Annotated in this window: 13 protein-coding genes; 5 read left to right on the plus strand and 8 right to left on the minus strand. The window is 69.6% G+C overall.

The window, feature by feature from the left end; translation table 11 throughout:
* Nucleotides 1-79 precede the first annotated feature (79 nt).
* The 4 genes from gabT (at nucleotide 80) to G1H10_RS08435 (ending at nucleotide 5,463) form a co-directional block, all read left to right on the plus strand.
* Complete coding sequence (gabT, locus tag G1H10_RS08420) at nucleotides 80-1,414, plus strand: 4-aminobutyrate--2-oxoglutarate transaminase (RefSeq protein ID WP_216853038.1); 1,335 nt, start codon at nucleotides 80-82, stop codon at nucleotides 1,412-1,414.
* A complete protein-coding gene (locus G1H10_RS08425) occupies nucleotides 1,411-2,916 on the plus strand; it encodes an aldehyde dehydrogenase family protein (protein WP_163735558.1) in 1,506 nt (501 codons plus the stop codon). Before gabT ends, G1H10_RS08425 begins: the two co-directional genes overlap by 4 nt.
* Nucleotides 2,913-4,181, plus strand: a complete 1,269-nt coding sequence (locus G1H10_RS08430) for a CaiB/BaiF CoA transferase family protein (protein ID WP_163735561.1) — start codon at nucleotides 2,913-2,915, stop codon at nucleotides 4,179-4,181. Before G1H10_RS08425 ends, G1H10_RS08430 begins: the two co-directional genes overlap by 4 nt.
* A 79-nt stretch (nucleotides 4,182-4,260) precedes the next feature.
* On the plus strand, nucleotides 4,261-5,463 hold the full coding sequence (locus G1H10_RS08435; protein WP_163735564.1) for an acyl-CoA dehydrogenase family protein: 1,203 nt from the start codon (nucleotides 4,261-4,263) through the stop codon (nucleotides 5,461-5,463).
* A 1-nt stretch (nucleotide 5,464) separates the two neighbouring features.
* On the opposite strand, the gene G1H10_RS08440 is transcribed toward G1H10_RS08435, so the two are convergent.
* The 8 genes from G1H10_RS08440 to G1H10_RS08475 form a co-directional block, all read right to left on the minus strand.
* Nucleotides 5,465-6,565 (minus strand): C45 family autoproteolytic acyltransferase/hydrolase, encoded by a 1,101-nt coding sequence (locus G1H10_RS08440; RefSeq protein WP_163735567.1) that lies wholly within the window; start codon nucleotides 6,563-6,565, stop codon nucleotides 5,465-5,467.
* A 122-nt stretch (nucleotides 6,566-6,687) separates the two neighbouring features.
* Entirely contained in the window at nucleotides 6,688-7,770 is a 1,083-nt protein-coding gene (locus G1H10_RS08445) for a P1 family peptidase (protein ID WP_216853039.1), read from the minus strand.
* Nucleotides 7,767-8,576, minus strand: a complete 810-nt coding sequence (locus G1H10_RS08450; RefSeq protein ID WP_163735570.1) for an ATP-binding cassette domain-containing protein — start codon at nucleotides 8,574-8,576, stop codon at nucleotides 7,767-7,769. Before G1H10_RS08450 ends, G1H10_RS08445 begins: the two co-directional genes overlap by 4 nt.
* On the minus strand, nucleotides 8,573-9,604 hold the full coding sequence (locus G1H10_RS08455) for an ABC transporter ATP-binding protein (protein ID WP_163735574.1): 1,032 nt from the start codon (nucleotides 9,602-9,604) through the stop codon (nucleotides 8,573-8,575). Before G1H10_RS08455 ends, G1H10_RS08450 begins: the two co-directional genes overlap by 4 nt.
* Nucleotides 9,601-10,548: an ABC transporter permease gene (locus tag G1H10_RS32850; RefSeq protein ID WP_216853040.1), complete on the minus strand. Its 948-nt coding sequence runs from the start codon at nucleotides 10,546-10,548 to the stop codon at nucleotides 9,601-9,603. Before G1H10_RS32850 ends, G1H10_RS08455 begins: the two co-directional genes overlap by 4 nt.
* Nucleotides 10,545-11,516: an ABC transporter permease gene (locus G1H10_RS08465; RefSeq protein ID WP_163735575.1), complete on the minus strand. Its 972-nt coding sequence runs from the start codon at nucleotides 11,514-11,516 to the stop codon at nucleotides 10,545-10,547. Before G1H10_RS08465 ends, G1H10_RS32850 begins: the two co-directional genes overlap by 4 nt.
* Nucleotides 11,517-11,544: 28 nt before the next feature.
* Nucleotides 11,545-13,182: an ABC transporter substrate-binding protein gene (locus G1H10_RS08470; protein ID WP_163735576.1), complete on the minus strand. Its 1,638-nt coding sequence runs from the start codon at nucleotides 13,180-13,182 to the stop codon at nucleotides 11,545-11,547.
* Between the two features lie 52 nt (nucleotides 13,183-13,234).
* Nucleotides 13,235-15,367: a primary-amine oxidase gene (locus tag G1H10_RS08475; protein ID WP_163735577.1), complete on the minus strand. Its 2,133-nt coding sequence runs from the start codon at nucleotides 15,365-15,367 to the stop codon at nucleotides 13,235-13,237.
* Nucleotides 15,368-15,663: 296 nt separating this feature from the next.
* Between G1H10_RS08475 and G1H10_RS08480 the strand changes: the two genes are divergently transcribed.
* The gene (locus tag G1H10_RS08480) at nucleotides 15,664-16,677 is read left to right on the plus strand and encodes a LacI family DNA-binding transcriptional regulator (protein WP_163735580.1); all 1,014 of its coding nucleotides are present in this window, start codon (nucleotides 15,664-15,666) and stop codon (nucleotides 16,675-16,677) included.
* Nucleotides 16,678-16,728: the final 51 nt, after the last annotated feature.

A 16,728-nucleotide genomic window follows, 5' to 3' on the forward strand; every position in this document is an offset into this window, starting at 1 on the left:
CCCGTCTCGCGGGATCCGCCCCGTCGTTCCTGTCCGGGCCGAGACGACATCCAGGCGAGTGACAGCATACGGAGGACGAGTGGACACACCGGATCAACGGCGCATCCTGCGGACAGCCATCCCGGGGCCGATGTCGACGGAGCTGCACCGCCGTCGGGAGACCAGCGTCGCCGACGGGTTCGGTGTCACGCTGCCGGTCTTCGTGGATCGCGCGGGTGGCGGCATCATCGTCGACGTCGACGGAAACCACCTCATCGACCTGGCCTCCGGAATCGCGGTCACCAGCGTCGGCGCCAGCGCACCCGCCGTCGTCGACCGCGTCCGCACGCAGGCGCAGCGGTTCACCCACACGTGCTTCATGGTCACCGAGTACGACGGCTTCGTCGACGTGGCCGAAGCGCTCAACCGGCTCACACCCGGAGACCATCCGAAGAAGACCGCGCTGTTCACCACCGGCGCCGAGGCGGTGGAGAACGCGGTCAAGATCGCCCGTGCCGCCACCCGGCGGCCGGCCGTCGTTGTCCTCGACCACGCCTACCACGGCCGCACGTTGCTCACGATGACGATGACCGCGAAGAACGTGCCGTACAAGGACGGCTTCGGTCCGTACGCACCGGAGGTGTACCGAGCGCCGTTCCCGTATCCGTACCGCTGGCCCGGCTGCTCCCGGCACGCGGCCGAAGAGGCCCTGGACCGTCTGCGGGACATCGTGCTCACCCAGGTGGGCGCCGACCGGGTCGCCGCGATCGTCGTCGAACCGATACAGGGCGAAGGCGGCTTCATCGTGCCACCCCCGGGATATCTGCCCGGGCTGCGGGAGTTCACCCGTGCGCACGGGATTCTGTTGGTGGCCGACGAGATCCAGACCGGGCTGGCGCGCACCGGCGATATGTTCGCCTGCGAGCACGAAGGCATCGTGCCCGACATGATCTGCACGGCCAAGGCCCTCGGCGGCGGCATGCCGCTGTCCGCCGTGACCGGCCGCGCCGAGCTGATGGACGCCGTCGCGGCGGGCGGCCTGGGTGGCACCTACGCCGGTAACCCGGTGGCCTGCGCGGCGGCACTCGGCGCGCTGGAGACCATCGAACGGGAGAACCTGGTGCAGCGGGCACGCGCCATCGAGACGCTGGCCATGCCCCGGCTGGACGATCTGCGCAAGACCTGTCCCATCGTCGGCGACGTCCGCGGCCGCGGGGCCATGCTCGCGCTGGAACTGGTCCGCCCGGACACGACCGAACCCGCGCCGGAGGTCGCGAAAGCCATCGCGGCCCGCTGCCACACCGACGGCGTCGTGGCGCTGGTCTGCGGCACGTACGGCAACGTGATCCGGATGCTGCCGCCGCTCACTATCGACGACGCACTGCTACAGGACGGCCTCGACGTCCTCGAAACCAACGTCAGGAGCCTGTCGTGACCACACTGAAGAGCTTCGATCCGCGCACCGGGACGGCCAACGGCGCCGCGGTGCCCACCCCTCTGCACGAGGTGGACGACGCGCTGGCCGCCGCCGACGGGATCGCGGATGAGCTCGCCCAGCTGCCCCCGGCCGTCCGGGGCGGCTGGTTGCGCTCGATCGCTACAGCATTGGAGCGCGACGAGGGCTTGCTGGAGCTCGCGGACGCGGAGACCGCCAAGGGCACCGAGCGGCTCCAGGCCGAGCTGGTCCGCACGGTCGAACAGCTACGGTTCTACGCCGACGTCGCCGAGGAGGGCTCGTGGCTCCGGGCGACCCTGGACCACCTTCCGACCGGCGTACCGCTGTGCAGCGTACGGCAGCCGCTCGGCCCGGTCGCGGTCTTCGGCGCGAGCAACTTCCCGTTCGCCTATGGCGTGCTCGGCAACGACACCGGCTCGGCGGTGGCGGCGGGCTGTCCGGTGGCGGTCAAGGCACACCCGGCCCATCCGCTGCTCAGCGAGCGGCTCGGTGCGCTCGCCGGCACGGCGCTGGCCGACGCGGGCGCGCCGGAAGCCACGTTCACGCTGGTGGCCGGGTTCGAGGCCGGCCAGCGCCTGGTGACCTCGCCGGCTACCGCCGCCGTGGGCTTCACCGGCTCCCAGGCCGGCGGGATGGCGCTCTGGCGACTCGCCGCCGAACGCCCGGTCGTCATCCCGGTCTACGCGGAGATGGGCACGGTGAACCCGGTGCTGGTGACACCGTCCGGCGGCCCCCGGTTCGCCGAGCTCACACCCGAGCTGGTGAACGCGTTCACCTTGGGCATGGGCCAGTACTGCACCAAGCCTGGTCTGGTGCTGGCGCCACGCGGCAGCGGCGCCGCCGACGCCATCGCCCGCGCCGTCACCATCGCCGCGCCACGCGGGTGGCTGCTGACGTCGGCTATCGCGGACGCGTTCCACTCCGGACTGCGCGAGCTGCAGCAGGCCGGAGCCTCCGTGGTCGCCACCGTGCCCGGTCCGGACGGCGGTTGGTCGGCGCCGACGACGGTGTTGTCCGTCGAGGCGCCCGCGCTGCGCCGGGAACCGCGGCTGCTGGAGGAGTGCTTCGGTCCGGTCCTGCTGGTCGCCGAGTACGACGACCTGGAGCACCTGCACACGCTGCTGGACGAGCTCCCCGGCGCGCTGGCCGCCAGCGTCATCACCGCCGGGCCCGGCGATCCGGACGTCAGCCGGCTGGTGCACCGGATCGCAGACACGGTCGGCCGCGTCGTCGTCGACGGCTGGACACCGGGCGTCGGCCTGACCTGGGGGCAGCAGCACGGCGGACCGTGGCCGGCCACCACCGTCCCGTCGGCGACGTCGGTCGGCGCCGCGGCGCTCGACCGGTTCACCCGGCCGGTGGCCTACGAGGGAGTCCCGGACGACGCACTGCCGCCGCCGCTGCGTACCGACAACCCCTGGCGGATCCCGCGCCGCGTCGGCGGCACACTACAGCCGGATGCAGCATCATCGACCTCATGAATCACTCGCCGCAGGGAGACGAAGCCGGCCTCCGCCCGCTCGACGGACTACTCGTCGCCGATTTCAGCCGCGTCCTGGCCGGGCCGCTCGCGACGATGACGCTCGCGGACCTCGGCGCCACCGTGGTCAAGGTCGAACACCCCGGACGAGGGGACGACACGCGTGCGTGGGGGCCGCCGTGGACCGCGACCTCGAGCTCGTACTTCGAGTCGGTCAACCGGTCCAAGTACAGCGTCGCGCTGAACCTTGCGGACCCGGATCAGGTGCGGCTGGCGCACGAGCTGGCCCACCGGGCGGACGTCGTCGTGGAGAACTTCCGCACCGGGACCATGGAGCGCTACGGCCTCGGGTACGCCGACGTCGTTCAGCAGAATCCCGGCGTCGTGTACTGCTCGATCACCGGGTTCGGGAGCGGCGCGGGCGCGCAGATCCCGGGGTACGACTTCGTGGTCCAGGCCGTCGGCGGCCTGATGAGCATCACCGGAGATCCCGAGGGTGAGGCGCAGAAGGCCGGCGTGGCCTTGGTGGACGTGTTGACCGGCAAGGACGCCACGATCGGGATCCTGGCCGCGTTGGCGGCTCGGCGACGGGACGGACGTGGCCGGCACGTCGAGGTCAACCTGCTTTCCAGCCTGCTGGGCTCCCTGGTCAACCAGATCTCCGGCTACCTGGCCACCGGGGAATCACCCACCCGGATGGGCAACCGGCACCCGTCGATCGCGCCGTACGAGGTGCTGCGCTGCGGCGAGGACGGGCGGCTTGCGGTCGCGTGCGGCAACGACGGCCAGTTCCGCCGGCTGGCGGCGGAGCTCGGGCTGCCGTCGCTCGCGGACGACGAGCGGTTCAGTACCAACGCCGCGCGCGTCGCCAACCGGGATGCGCTGGTGACGGCGCTTGAGGCGGCCATGGCCACGGCCGATGCCGAAACGTGGGAGAAACGGTTGCTCGCGGCGGGCGTCTCCGCCGGCCGGGTCGCCGACGTCCGCACGGCCGTCGAGCGCGCCGACGAGCTGGGCCTGGATCCCACGGTCGACGTCGGCGACGGGCACCCGCGTCAGATCGCCCATCCCATCCGTTACTCGACCGCCGACCCGCAGTCCGAGCCGCCCGTGGCCGTCCGATCGGAGACCACTCCGCGGCCCACGCACCCACATTCCATGAGTCCGCCACCGGAGCTGGACGAGCACGGCGACACCATCCGGCGCTGGCTCGCCGCCGATCGTCCCGAACCGCTGCCCCACCCGTCCGATCCGGCACGACCATGATCATGTACCGGCTGTAGCCCCCATAGGGGCACTTTCCGGTACCTGATCACCGAATGCCCCACTCCCCGAAGAGGAACCCATGACGCTCGCTCCCGCCGCCGGCACCCGGCTTCCCGCATTCGATCCGCACGATCCGGCCGGCATCGATGACGAACTCACCGACGACGAGCGCGACATCCGCGCCGCGGTCCGGCAGGTGTGCACCGAACGGATCGCGCCGCACGTGGCGCAGTGGTTCGAGGACGGCGAGATCCCCGACATCCGCGGCCTGACTCGCGAGCTCGGCACGCTCGGAGTGCTCGGCATGCACCTGACCGGGTACGGATGCGCCGGCATGTCCGCGACCGAGTACGGGCTGGCCTGCCTGGAGCTGGAGGCGTGCGACTCCGGCATCCGGTCGCTGGTGTCCGTGCAGGGCTCACTGGCCATGTTCGCGATCTGGCGGTTCGGTTCGGAAGAGCAGAAAAACGCCTGGCTGCCACCGATGGCCGCCGGCACGGCGATCGGGTGCTTCGGGCTGACCGAACCCGACCACGGTTCCGATCCTGCCTCGTTGCGCACCCGTGCCCGGCGCGACGGCGGCGACTGGGTGCTCGACGGCCGCAAGATGTGGATCACCAACGGCTCCGTGGCGGATGTCGCCATCGTGTGGGCGCAGACCGACGACGGGTTGCGTGGGTTCGTCGTTCCGGCCGGCACACCCGGCTTCTCCGCACCGGAGATCACCCACAAGATGTCGCTGCGCGCCTCGGTCACCAGCGAACTGGTGCTCGACGGCGTCCGGCTGCCGGCGGACGCCGTGCTTCCCGAAGCCGCCGGGCTGCGCTCCCCGCTGTCCTGCCTCAATGAGGCGCGGTACGGCATCGTCTGGGGTGCGATCGGGGCGGCACGCTCCGCATTCGAGTCCGCGCTGAGCTACGCGGGTGAGCGAGAACAGTTCGGCAGGGCGCTCGGCGGCTTCCAGCTGACTCAGCAGAAGCTCGCGGACATGGCGGTCCAGCTGGTCAAAGGCCAGCTGCTGGCGCTCCATCTCGGACGGCGTAAGGACGCCGGCCAGCTGCGGCATGAGCAGGTCAGCCTGGGCAAGCTGAACAACGTCCGGGAGGCTCTGGAGATCTGCCGGGTGGCACGCACGATCCTCGGGGCGAACGGGATCTCATTGGAGTATCCGGTGATCCGGCACATGAACAACCTTGAGTCTGTCCTCACCTACGAGGGCACCGTGGAGATGCACACGCTGGTGCTCGGCCAGGCGCTGACCGGCCACGCGGCCTTCCGCTGAGCTAGACGACCTGCCAGGTGTCCGCGGTCACCTGGCAGGGTCCGCCGCGGTGCACGCTGAGCCGGAATCCGGCGACATCCAGGCTAACCGTGGCCAGCGTCTCCGAGCGCAGCTCGAACGGGTCGTCCGCCGAGGCATGCGCGCACACCGGGGCGCCGTCGTCGGCGTGGCAACGCATCGCTTCCACCCGGTCCATCAGTTCCGCGGAACCCAGCTCCTCGGCACGGGAGCGCAGATGCTTCAGCCGGTCGTACGTGTTCGGGCGCTCCGGGGCCAGCCGCTCGCCATCGCTGAGCGACGGGTCGAGGAAATGGTTGGTGTGCACGTAAACGCCGTCGTCGTCCGCGTCCACCGTGCCGACGCCTGCCGGAGCGAGCTCCAGCCCGCGCACCCGCCCGCGCGTCCCGTCGAACGTCACCACGGTCAGCACCGTCGACGCGGATAGCTCCGCGGACCGGGCGATCTCTTCCGCCTGCTCGATGTCGGTGGCTCCGTCCAGGATCCGGCGGGCCACCGCATGCACCGGCACACCGATCTCCTCATGGTCCGACGCGTGCCGCAGGATATTGAAGTGCACGCCGAGGCCGGCGCTGTTCACCCCGATCTTGCCGACCATGCCGAACTCGCTGAGCGCGCGGACGGAGTGGTCGGGGGTGAGGTCGTACGCCAGCACGACCGGTGTCTCGCGCATCCGCTCGTTCCAGTCCCAGGTCTGGATGGTGCGGGGCGGTGACCCGTTGCCGGGCAAGGTCACGGCGGTCGAGCACTCGGTTTCGGTCTCGCCGGCCGCTCCGGCGATTCGAGCGGCGGCGATGATCTCCGTCCGGGCATTGATCGCACCGACCTGCCACAACTTGAGGCTGGCGCCGCCGGCCACACCGGCGATCTCGTCCGCCAGGTCGGGTGCCCAGTCGGCGAGGCGGTCGATAGCCCGCATGCTCCAGGAGCGAACCTGATCCGCGGTGGCACCATGGGCCTGGAAAAGTTCCAGGTATGCCGCAAAGGCGCCCCAGATCTCGGTGCGCCAGGCTGCGCCGAGTTCACGACCACGGTCCACCGCGACCATCCGTTCCGACCGGAACGTCGGAAACGTCGACGTCATGCTCACTGCTTCACTCCTGGATCTGGTAGCCGACGAGGCACAGGCACGACGTCGCGGTCACACCGCCGTTTGAGACCAGCGCAATTCGTGACATCAGACGCAAAGTACCCCGCACGAGTTGATCATGCCACACTACTCAGGACCGCGTCCCACGCCACCTCGGATGCGAGCGCACCCAAACCCGTCGGCTTCGTTCCGCCCAGCTCCACCTCATCGGTGGTCAACGCGAAGAGCACGTCGCCGTCGTTCTCGGTGTGGAACGGCTGGATAGCCCGGTGCATGGAGCTGTGTACCTGCCGGGCCAGCTGGTTCAGGCTGTAGTCGGAGAGCTTGACGTTGGTCACCAGCACGGTGAGAGTCGTGTTCCCGCCCGGTCGGGTTGCCCTCGTCCCACCCGCCCCTCCTTCGGCGTCCGCGCCCTGGTTCCGGTCCGTCGCCCCGTCCACCGACGACGAGCCGGCTCCGGCGATCGCCGACTCATAATCAACGGCAGGATGCCGCCGCGCGCCATCGGTCGCATGGTAGTTGCCGCGCACCACCGCACCGGATCGATCGACGACCGCCCCGATGGCGTTCACCACCGTGCCCACCAGCACCTTGACGTCCCCGACGGCTCGATACGCCGCGCCCTGGCCGGCGAACTCCGCGCGCGCGAAGTCCATCTTCCCCACCGACGCGCTGCTACCCGCGCCACACCGGCCCACCGGGAACCGTCCTTCTGCCGCGTGCCGGACCGCGGCCCGGCCGAGTGTCTCGTCCGGGAAGATCGCATTGTCCCGAGCGGAGAAGTCGTAGATCACTCCCGCCGAGACCAGCTGCAGCTCTGTCCACCTGACCCGGTTCCGGTGCCGTTCCAACAGCTCTGCCGACACCCCCGCGGCCGCCGACATCCCATATACCGAGCCGCCGCTGAGGCAGATGGCATGGTTGAACTCGTAACCACCGCTGAGCCCGACCGCGCCGCCCCGCGCGTCCACCGCGGTGCGGGCGCCCGCCGGCACGTGGAGCACCGTGCACCCGGTGGGCCCCTCACCGTACTCGGCCGTGCCCACCGCCACACCCGGGATGTCGAACTCGACCGATCCTCGGCCTGGGCTGGGCTGCGGAACCAACGACACGTCGGCGTTTCCGATGGCATCGGGCGCGAACGCCGACGGCGGCGCCAGCCTGGGTTGATCAGCGGACGACACGGATGCGGCGGTCACAAGGCCTCCAGAAGCTGTCGTGAATACTCGTGTACTGGTGTTGTGTAGAACGTCTCGGTGTCGGCGGTCTCCACCACCTCGCCGTGCCGCATCACCGCGATCCGATGCGCGACGTAGCGGACGGCACCCAGGTCGTGCGAGATGAACAGCGCGCTGAACCCGAACTCGGCCTGCAGGTCCGTGATCAGATTGAGGATCTGCGCCTGCACGGAGACGTCCAGCGCGCTGACCGCCTCGTCGAAGACGATGAAGCGCGGCCTGGTGATCAGCGCCCGCGCGACGGCGACGCGTTGCCGTTGGCCGCCGGAGAGTTCGTGCGGATAGCGGTCGGCGAAGCTCGGTTCCAGGCCGACCTCCTCCAACATGGCGCGCACAGCATCGCCCGGCTGGGAATGGCCGAGCGCGACAAGAGGCTCCGCGACACTGTGTCCGATCCACATCCTAGGGTCGAGTGACCACTGCGGGTGCTGCAGCACCACCTGCATCCGGCCGGCCAGCTCCCGGCGACGCCTGGGCAACGGCGCACCCTCGAATCGCACCGCACCCGACGACGGGCGGCGCAGCCCCAGGGCCACCATGCTCGCGGTCGTCTTTCCCGAGCCCGACTCGCCGACCAGGCCGAGTGTCTCGCCAGGTTCAACCCGGAGCGAGACACCCCGCATCGCATGCACGTGCTCGCGCCGGAACAACCCGGAGGAGAACGTCACGGTCACCTCGTCGAGCTCGAGCACCGGCGATGAGTTGCCGGCCGCACCGCTATGAGCCCTCAGGTGAGCCCCGTCGCGAGTTCCGTCGTGATTGGTCATGACCGATCACCTCCGAGCGGCACCGGCGGCGTCGTCGCCACCGCCGAGCCGACGCCATGCACGGCAAGCGCGGCGGAGCCGGCCAGCTCTTCGGCTCGATGGCACAACACGCTCTGTGCCTTGATCCGGACCGGGCGTGGCCGCTCGGACCGGCAGCGCTCGATCGCGAAACCGCACCGGTCCGCGAACGCGCACCCAGGAGACGGGCCGGTCAGCACCGGTGGCCGCCCCGGCACCGGCTGGAGCCGCTCGCCGGGCGCCGCCGAAGCAGGTGCCGAGTTCGCCAGCGCATGGGTGTAAGGGTGAGCGGGGCGCGCGAGCACCTCGGACGCCGGACCGTCTTCTACCACTCGGCCGCCGTACATCACCGCTACCCGGCCACAACGCCGGCCGACTGCGGCCAGATCATGGCTGAGCCACAGGATGCTGGTGCCCGCCTCCGCAGCTAGTGCGAAGATCATGGTCGAGACGTCGTCTCGCACCTGGCTGTCCAGCGCCGCAGTCGGCTCATCCGCCACCAGAAGCTCGGGTTCGGTCGCCATCGCCATCGCGATCGCCACCCGTTGCGCCATCCCGCCGGACAGCTGATGTGGATACGCGCGTGCGATCCGGCGCGGATCGGCCAGCCTCACCCGCTCCAGCTGGCCGGTCACGTCCAGCGACGCACCGCGGCCGCGCAGCGCGAGCCTGAGCTGAGCACCAACGCGTTTGGTGGGGTCCAGGGATCCGATCGGATCCTGAAAGACGAACCCCAGCTTCTCCCGGCGCACCCGGCGCATCTGGACGGCCGACAAGTCGAACAGGGATTCGCCGTCGATAGTCAGCGCGCCGTGGGACAACTGGGCGTTCTGCGACAGCAGCCGGCCGATGGCCGAACCGAGCGTGGATTTGCCCGATCCGCTCTCGCCCACGATGCCCACCGTCTCGCCCCGCGCGACCGTGAGATCGACGCCGTCGAGCGCCCGTACCCGGCGCCCCGGCGCCTGGTAGTCGACGGCCAGGTCATCGGCTTCCATCAGCGGAGTCATCGCAGCGACCTCGTCTCTCGTGGTTCGAGCCGGTCGCGCAGACCGTCACCGACCACGTTGATGGACAGTATGGCCAGAATCAGGACCACCCCCGGGGTGATGATCAGCCACGGCGCGGCGACCATGTAGACCCCGCCCTCCTGGATCAGCACCCCCAGGGACGCCTGGGGCGGCTGTACACCGAATCCGAGGAAACTCAGCCCGCCTTCGACCAGGATGCCCACGGAGAGGGCGTACGTGCCCTGCACCGCGATCGTGCCGGCGACGTTCGGCAGAACGTGCCGGATGAGGATCCTCGGCAGCCGCACACCACTCACGACGGCCGAAGTGACGTAATCGCGCTGCGCCACCGACGTCGACGCCGTCCGTACCAGCCGAGTCATCAGCGGGATGGTGACCAGCACGATCGCCGCCATCGCCGCCGGCCGACCGGGCCCGACCACGGCGGCCACCAGGATCGCCAGCACAATCGACGGGAACGCGTACAGCAGTTCCACCACCCGCATGACCAGGTTGTTCACCATGCCGCCGAGATATCCGGCGACAATGCCGAGCGCGGTGCTGAGAACCGCGGTCACCAGCACGGCGATCGACGACAGCAGCAGCGTGACACCGATGCCTTCCAGCAGCCTGGGCAGCAACGAGCGGCCCAGATTGTCCGTCCCGAGCCAATGATCCGGACCCGGTGGCTGTAGCCGGCCACCGGCGATCTCCGCCGGGTCGCCGCCGAGGTTCACCATCGAGCCCAGCGCAGCCAGTACCAGGACTAGCAGGCAGAACAAGCCGCACCGGGACAGCCAGTCCAGCCGGCGGAGCCAACCGGTCAGGTGCGCTATGCGCATTCGCACCCCACGACGTTCCTCGCTGGTGCTCGGATACGTCGCGGGGGCACCGCCTCCGCTCGTCCCGTCGCCGCTCACATCCCCTGGTCGCGCTCCGCTCACATCGACCTCCCTTCGGCGGTCACGCCCAGCCTCGGGTCGATCAAACCCACGACCAGGTCGGCGATGACGTTCAACGCGATGAACACCGTGGCAGCCAGGAGCACGCCCGCCTGCACCACCGCATAGTCGCGACGGCCGACCGCCTGCACCACGTACGAGCCGATGCCCGGCAGGTTGAACAGGTACTCGACGATGATGGCGCCGCCGAGCAGGTAGGCGGTGATCGTGGACAGCAGCACGACGACGGGCGTGGCCGCGTTGCGCAGAATGTGGTGCCGGATGATGAACGCCGGCGACTCCCCGCGTGCGACGGCAGCGGTGACGTACGGCTCCACCAGCACGTTCAGGACCGCGTCCCGGGTGGTCCGGGCGGTTGCCGAGATCGCGAATACGGACAGCACCGCGGCCGGGAGGATCATCGCTGTCAGGTTCCCAGCGGGATCGTCGGCGAACGGCACATACCCGCCCACCGAAAGTCCGAGCGCGTAGCGGGAGAAGACGAAGACGACGATGCTGCCGAGCACGAACTCGGGCAGGCTCACTCCCAGCCCGCTCACCAGCCGCCCGAGGGCGCCGCCACCGTCCGGCCGGGCACGAAGCGCGGTCAGCACACCCAGCGGAACCCCGATGAACAGCGCGGTCAGCACCGCCATCACGGCAAGCTGCCCGGTCACCGGAAGCCGCGCTCCCAGCTCGGACGCCACCGGCTCCCGACTGATCATCGAGGTGCCGAAATCTCCCCCGATCGCCGCCTGCAACCAGCGCCAGTACTGAACGAACGCCGAATCGTCCAACCCGTACCGTTCGGCCAGCTCCCGCTGCTGTTCCGCGGAGGCGAACGGCCCAAGGATCGTCTCGGCGAAACCGCCAGGCATCGCCCGCAGGGCGAGAAAGACCAGGATGGACACCCCGGCCAAGGTGGCGACGGCACTCACCGCCCGCCTGAGCCACCACAAGAACAGCCGCATGGTTCCCTCCGCTTTCGTCCGTGAGCCGCTACTCGGCCCGGACCATGCGGGCTTCGGACAGCAGCCGGAGCGGGTTGCCGTAACCCTCGTCCGCGTGCAGGCTCACGCTGACGGCATCGGCGCGGTACCCGACCATGGACGGCCGGGTGACCAGCGGCACCATCTGGGCATCGTCCTCGACCGCCGCACACAGGTCGGTGATCGCCGCATCCCGCTCGGGGCCCTGTGGTACGGAGTTCACGGTGTCGATCAGCCCGGTCAGCTCCGCGTCGGACTCCATGAAGCCCAGGTTGAATCCGGCGGCGTCCGGGTTCCACCATTTGGTGACCATCCCAGGGTCCGCATAGCCGGCGAACCACGACAGCGCGGCGTCGAACCGGCCCGGCGCCTCGCCGTAGACTTTTCCGTTCCAGCTGGTCTCCTCCAGCTGTTCGATCTCGACAGTGACGCCGATCTCCTCCAGGCTCTGCTGGATCACCTGCGCAACGGCGGGCGCCGGATCGGTGGAGAAGATGGCGAGTTCGAAGGTCAGGTTCTCCGCGCCGGCCTCCGCCAGCAGCTCCCGGGCGGCATCCAGGTCGGCCATCCCCGACGGCAGATCACCCGGCTCGCATGCGCCCGGCAGCCCGGCCGGGGTGACACCGGTCGGGTGTCCGAGGCCCGCGAGCGCCACGTCGGCGATCTGCGCCCGGTCGATGGCCATGTTGACCGCCTGCCGCACCCGTGGATCGGTGAACGGTGACTCCTCCCACTGCGAGTTCAACATCAGGTAGTAGAAGTCCGTGTTGGCCTGGGTCAGCACCGACACGTCACTCGCCCCCTGCAGCAGCGCGGGCGAGTCCACGTTCCCCAACGTCACCAGGGACGCGCTACCGTCCTGCAGCGCGGCGATCCGGGCAGCCTCCTGCGGCACGATCTGGACGTTCACGGCGTCGACGCCCGGCTCGTCCTGCTTCCAGTAGTCATCGTTCCGTTCGAACCGCCAGGAGACGTCCTGCCGGTGATCGGCGACCACGAACGGCCCCGTGCCCAACATCTCCGTCTCCGGGTTCAGCGTCCCGTCCTCGATCTCCCGCATCGGCAGGATCGACGCCGGCACGTTGGCGAGCGCGGCCAGGAAAGGCGTGTACGGTTCGGCCAGTGCGACCTCGACGGTGTGCTCGTCGACGGCCGTCACGGATTCGACCGGACCGAGCTGCCCGGTCCAGACCGAGCCGAGTTCCAGCTGCCGTTCCAGGCTGCCCACGACGTCGTCCGCCGTCATCGCCCGGCCGTTGGAGAACTGGACGTCGTCACGGAGGTGGAACACATAGGTGGTGTCATCGGGCATGTCCCAGCTCTCGGCGAGGGCCGGCTCGATCTCGAACTCCGGGCCGACGGTGACCAGCGTCTCGTACACCAGGGACATCAGCTGCCATGCGGCCGCCAGGTCGGCCAGCTGCGGATCGAGACCGGTGGCCACCGAGGCATCGATGTGCGTCTGTACGTCGAGCTCCCCACCGGCGGGCAGCGAGGAATCCGCGACCGCCAGATAGCCGGGCTCGCTCTCGGCCGGCGTGGACGTGTCGTCGGTGGATGTGTCGCCGCCGCTGCAACCGGCCGTGATCAGCACGGCCGCCGTGACACCGCAGGCAATGCTCAATCCGGTTCGATTCGTGTGTCGCATGGGACCTTCTCTCGTCGAACGATCAGGCGTGCGTACTGGGCCGGCGGCCGTGTCAGCAGTGGCATGCACCGTGGTCGGTACATGCGCAGCGCGAACTCGTCGGCGGGACGTCGACCGTGGGATTGCGGTCGAAGAAACCCACCGGCTTGAGTGTGAAGCCGCAGGTGTCGACCGGCATGATCGGCCAGTCTTCGGGGCGCGGGAAATGCGTCAGCCCGAATGTGTGCCAGAGCACCACATCCTGACCGTCGATTTCCCGGTTCGCTTGCGCGTACGTGGGGAGTCCTGCTCCGCCGGGATGCTGGTTGACCAGGTCACCGGCCGGGTAGCGCTCCTCCGGGTGGTAACGCGTCACCCACAGATGTTTGGTCGCGAAGGTGGCGCGGCGCCGGATCGACGACGTCTCGCCGGCCAGTAGCGGAGATTTGCCCTCGGGATAGAGGGCGTAGGCGACCGGTCGACCGAACCGGTTGTGCACGGACGGGTTGCTCACCCGCCACACCCGGTCGACGGCGTTGTCGGCGAGTCGTTGCGCCTCGCCCTCCGTGCGAAACCGGGTCGCGGTCTGCGTGAAGGCGCTGCCGTACGGGTTGTCCGCCCCGGGCGGGAGCGGGACCACGTCGAGTTCGTCGACGGCGTTGGGCACCCCATCGACCGTCATGTCGAGCCGGGCGCCGAAGAGGTGCTGGTGGTACGGCGCAGCAAGCCCTGGCGCCACTTCTGACCCGTACCGCCGGGCCCGCTCGTCGTAGGCACCGGTGAACACGATGCCGGTGGCCTTCACCTCGAGCTCGATGGTCCCGTCCAGGTACAGGTACCAGTAGAACCCGTAGTCGTAGTTGCCCACCGTGACGAAGAAGGAGATCACCAGCCGGCGTTGCCGCCGGGTCTCCACGGAGCCGTTCGCCGGGTCGGTGTGCTTCCAGAGGACGCCGTAGTCCTCTTCATGCATGCAGATGGCGTTGCTGATGACGCGCGGCGAACCGTCGTCGTTGACAACGGTGACGTCGAAGTAGGTGATCTCGCCGAGGCAGTCGCAGCCGAGCTCGAGCGAGTTGGCGAGGCGGCCGAGCTGGTACTCGCCGGTGTCGAAGTAGTTCTGCCAGAACCGCACCGCGCTCGGGTCGCCGTACGGCACGACCATCTCCGCAACCGACGCACGGTAGATGATCGGCCGGGTGCGGCCGCCGTCGTCGAAGGCGAGGCGATGCAGGATCAACCCTTCACGCATGTCGTAACCGAGCCGGACGCTCCAGTTCTCCCAGGTCACGAGGTTGTCGTCGAGGTGGAAGCTGGGACCCTCGGGTTGCGTGATCTCGATCGGCCGCTGCGACGTGCGGTACGGACCGAAGACGCCCGGCACGTGGTAATCGCCGGATTCCTCCGGGATCGGAAGCGGCCCGGTATCGACCACCTCCAACACCGTCTCCTTGGTCAGGTCCACATAGGCGACCAGTCCGTCGATCGGGTGCGCCCAGGGCAGGCTCTCCGGAGTGGGTTGCAGGTGCGCCAGCACGCGCGCGATCCGCCGGCCCTGTTCGCCCGGACGGTCGAAATGGCCCGCGGTCAGGGCGGCCACATACACCGTCTCCAGGTCGGTCACGCCCCGTCGCCGCAGCGCCTCGACCCAGCCCGGGTCGGCCTTCACGACGCGCCGCACCAGCGTGTGTTCCTCGTCGAGCAATGGCACCTGCCCGTCCACCGCGGGATCGATCGGCCGGCGCGTCTGCACCGCGTCGTCCGTCAGCGAGACGACGACCTCCTCCGACGCCTCCGTCGCCAGGTCGATGACGAACGCGCGCACGCGGCGCCCGGGCATGGCCGCTCCGTCGTCGAAGGCGAGCACCTCGGTCTTGGACGGCTCATCGAGGCCGAGGTAGGCGATCCGGCTCGAGGCACTCAGCACGCCGGCGTCCGCGAGGGTCCGCCTGGCGTGCTCGATCTCCGCGGCGCCCAACGGGTCGAGTGGATGCGGCTCATTCCCCGGGCCGAGCACCCGCCGCGCACCACCGCCCGCACCGTGCGTCTCGCGCGCACCGTGTGTCTTGCCCGCGCCGTACGCGTCGCTCCCACCGTGTGCGTTGCCCGCACTGCGCGTCTCGCCCGCACCGGCGTGGGCATCGGCGGCACCGTGCTGGCTTTCGACCCGTGGGCCGGCAGATGTGGACGTGGAGCAGTCCGTCATGCGGGTTCTCTCTCCCTCGCGTCGATGCCGGAACGTTCCGGCATTGCCGAGAAAGCTACCGTCGTTCGATCGGTGACACAAGACCCGCACGGCGGTCGAAACGCGGTATTAACAAGCCATCCACGCCCAGCATGGTGCGCTGAATGATCGCTGGAATACGCATTCCCACCCTCGGACAACGTGAACTCAGCGCACCATGCCCGGCCACTCCGCACGGGCGGAAGACCATCCGGATTCCCGTGGGCCCAACGACGCGGGCGGGACGTCGCGCGGCTCACGACGCCTATGATCGAGCTGTGCCCCAGGACCGCCAGGTCACCATCATCACCGTCGCCAACCGGGCGGGGGTGTCCAAGACGACGGCCTCGGATGCGCTGCGCGGCTCCGGTCGCGTCTCGGAGGAGACCCGGCGCCTCGTCACCGATGTCGCCGCCGAGCTCGGTTACGTGCCCAACGGCTCCGCCCGGCACCTTCGCCGGGCGAGGACCGGGACGATCGGGCTGCACCTGCCCGAGGTGCTGCCCCGTTCCGACTACTACATGTCCTTCGTGTTCGGCGCGGTCCAGGCTGCGGCCGACCATGGCTATGACGTCACGCTGCTCACCTCCGGCTCCGGCGCCGGCGCCACGGCGGAGCGGCGGCCGCGCGTCGACGGTCTGGTCCTCGGCGACCCGCTGGCCGCGGATCCGGTCGTCGAGAAGTTGATGAGCTCCCAGTTGCCCACGGTGACGTGCGAGCGGTACCCAGGGCCGGGCGACCCGGACGGTATCGTCTGGTCCGACCACGGAGCGGCCCTACGCGAACTACTCGATCACCTCGCCGCCGTCGGCACGCTCCGGCCCGCCCTCATCGTGCCGGGAGATGAGAGCGACTGGGCAGCCAGCGTGCACCGCACGTATCGGCAATGGTGCACGGAGCGTGGCGTCGTACCGCTCACCCGCGCCGTACCGTTCGACGCGAACGCCGACGCCACCAGCACGGTCGCCCGGAACCTGCTCACCGACGAACCCGGCCTCGACGCCCTGATCGCCGCGCCCACCAGCGCAGCCGCGACACTGCTGCCGGTCATCCGAGAAGCGGGACGCCGCGTCGGCGACGATCTACTCCTGGCCTCCTGCGTGGACGGTCCGGCCATGAGGTTCGCCGATCCCGCGATCACCGCGATCGACGTGCAGCCCCGCGAGGCCGGCGCAGCCTGCGCCGAGCTGCTGTTCGAGCTGCTGGCGGGTGCCGTCGCACCGGGCGTCGAACGGCTCCATCCCATCGAACTCAACATCCGCGAATCCACCCGCCGCCGAAACGCGCCCTAAATGATCATGTGAAGTAGGTTTTCTCGTGCCTCAACAGGGCTGCAGACATGG

The organism is Phytoactinopolyspora halotolerans (assembly GCF_010550675.1).
Lineage (GTDB): Bacteria > Actinomycetota > Actinomycetes > Jiangellales > Jiangellaceae > Phytoactinopolyspora > Phytoactinopolyspora halotolerans.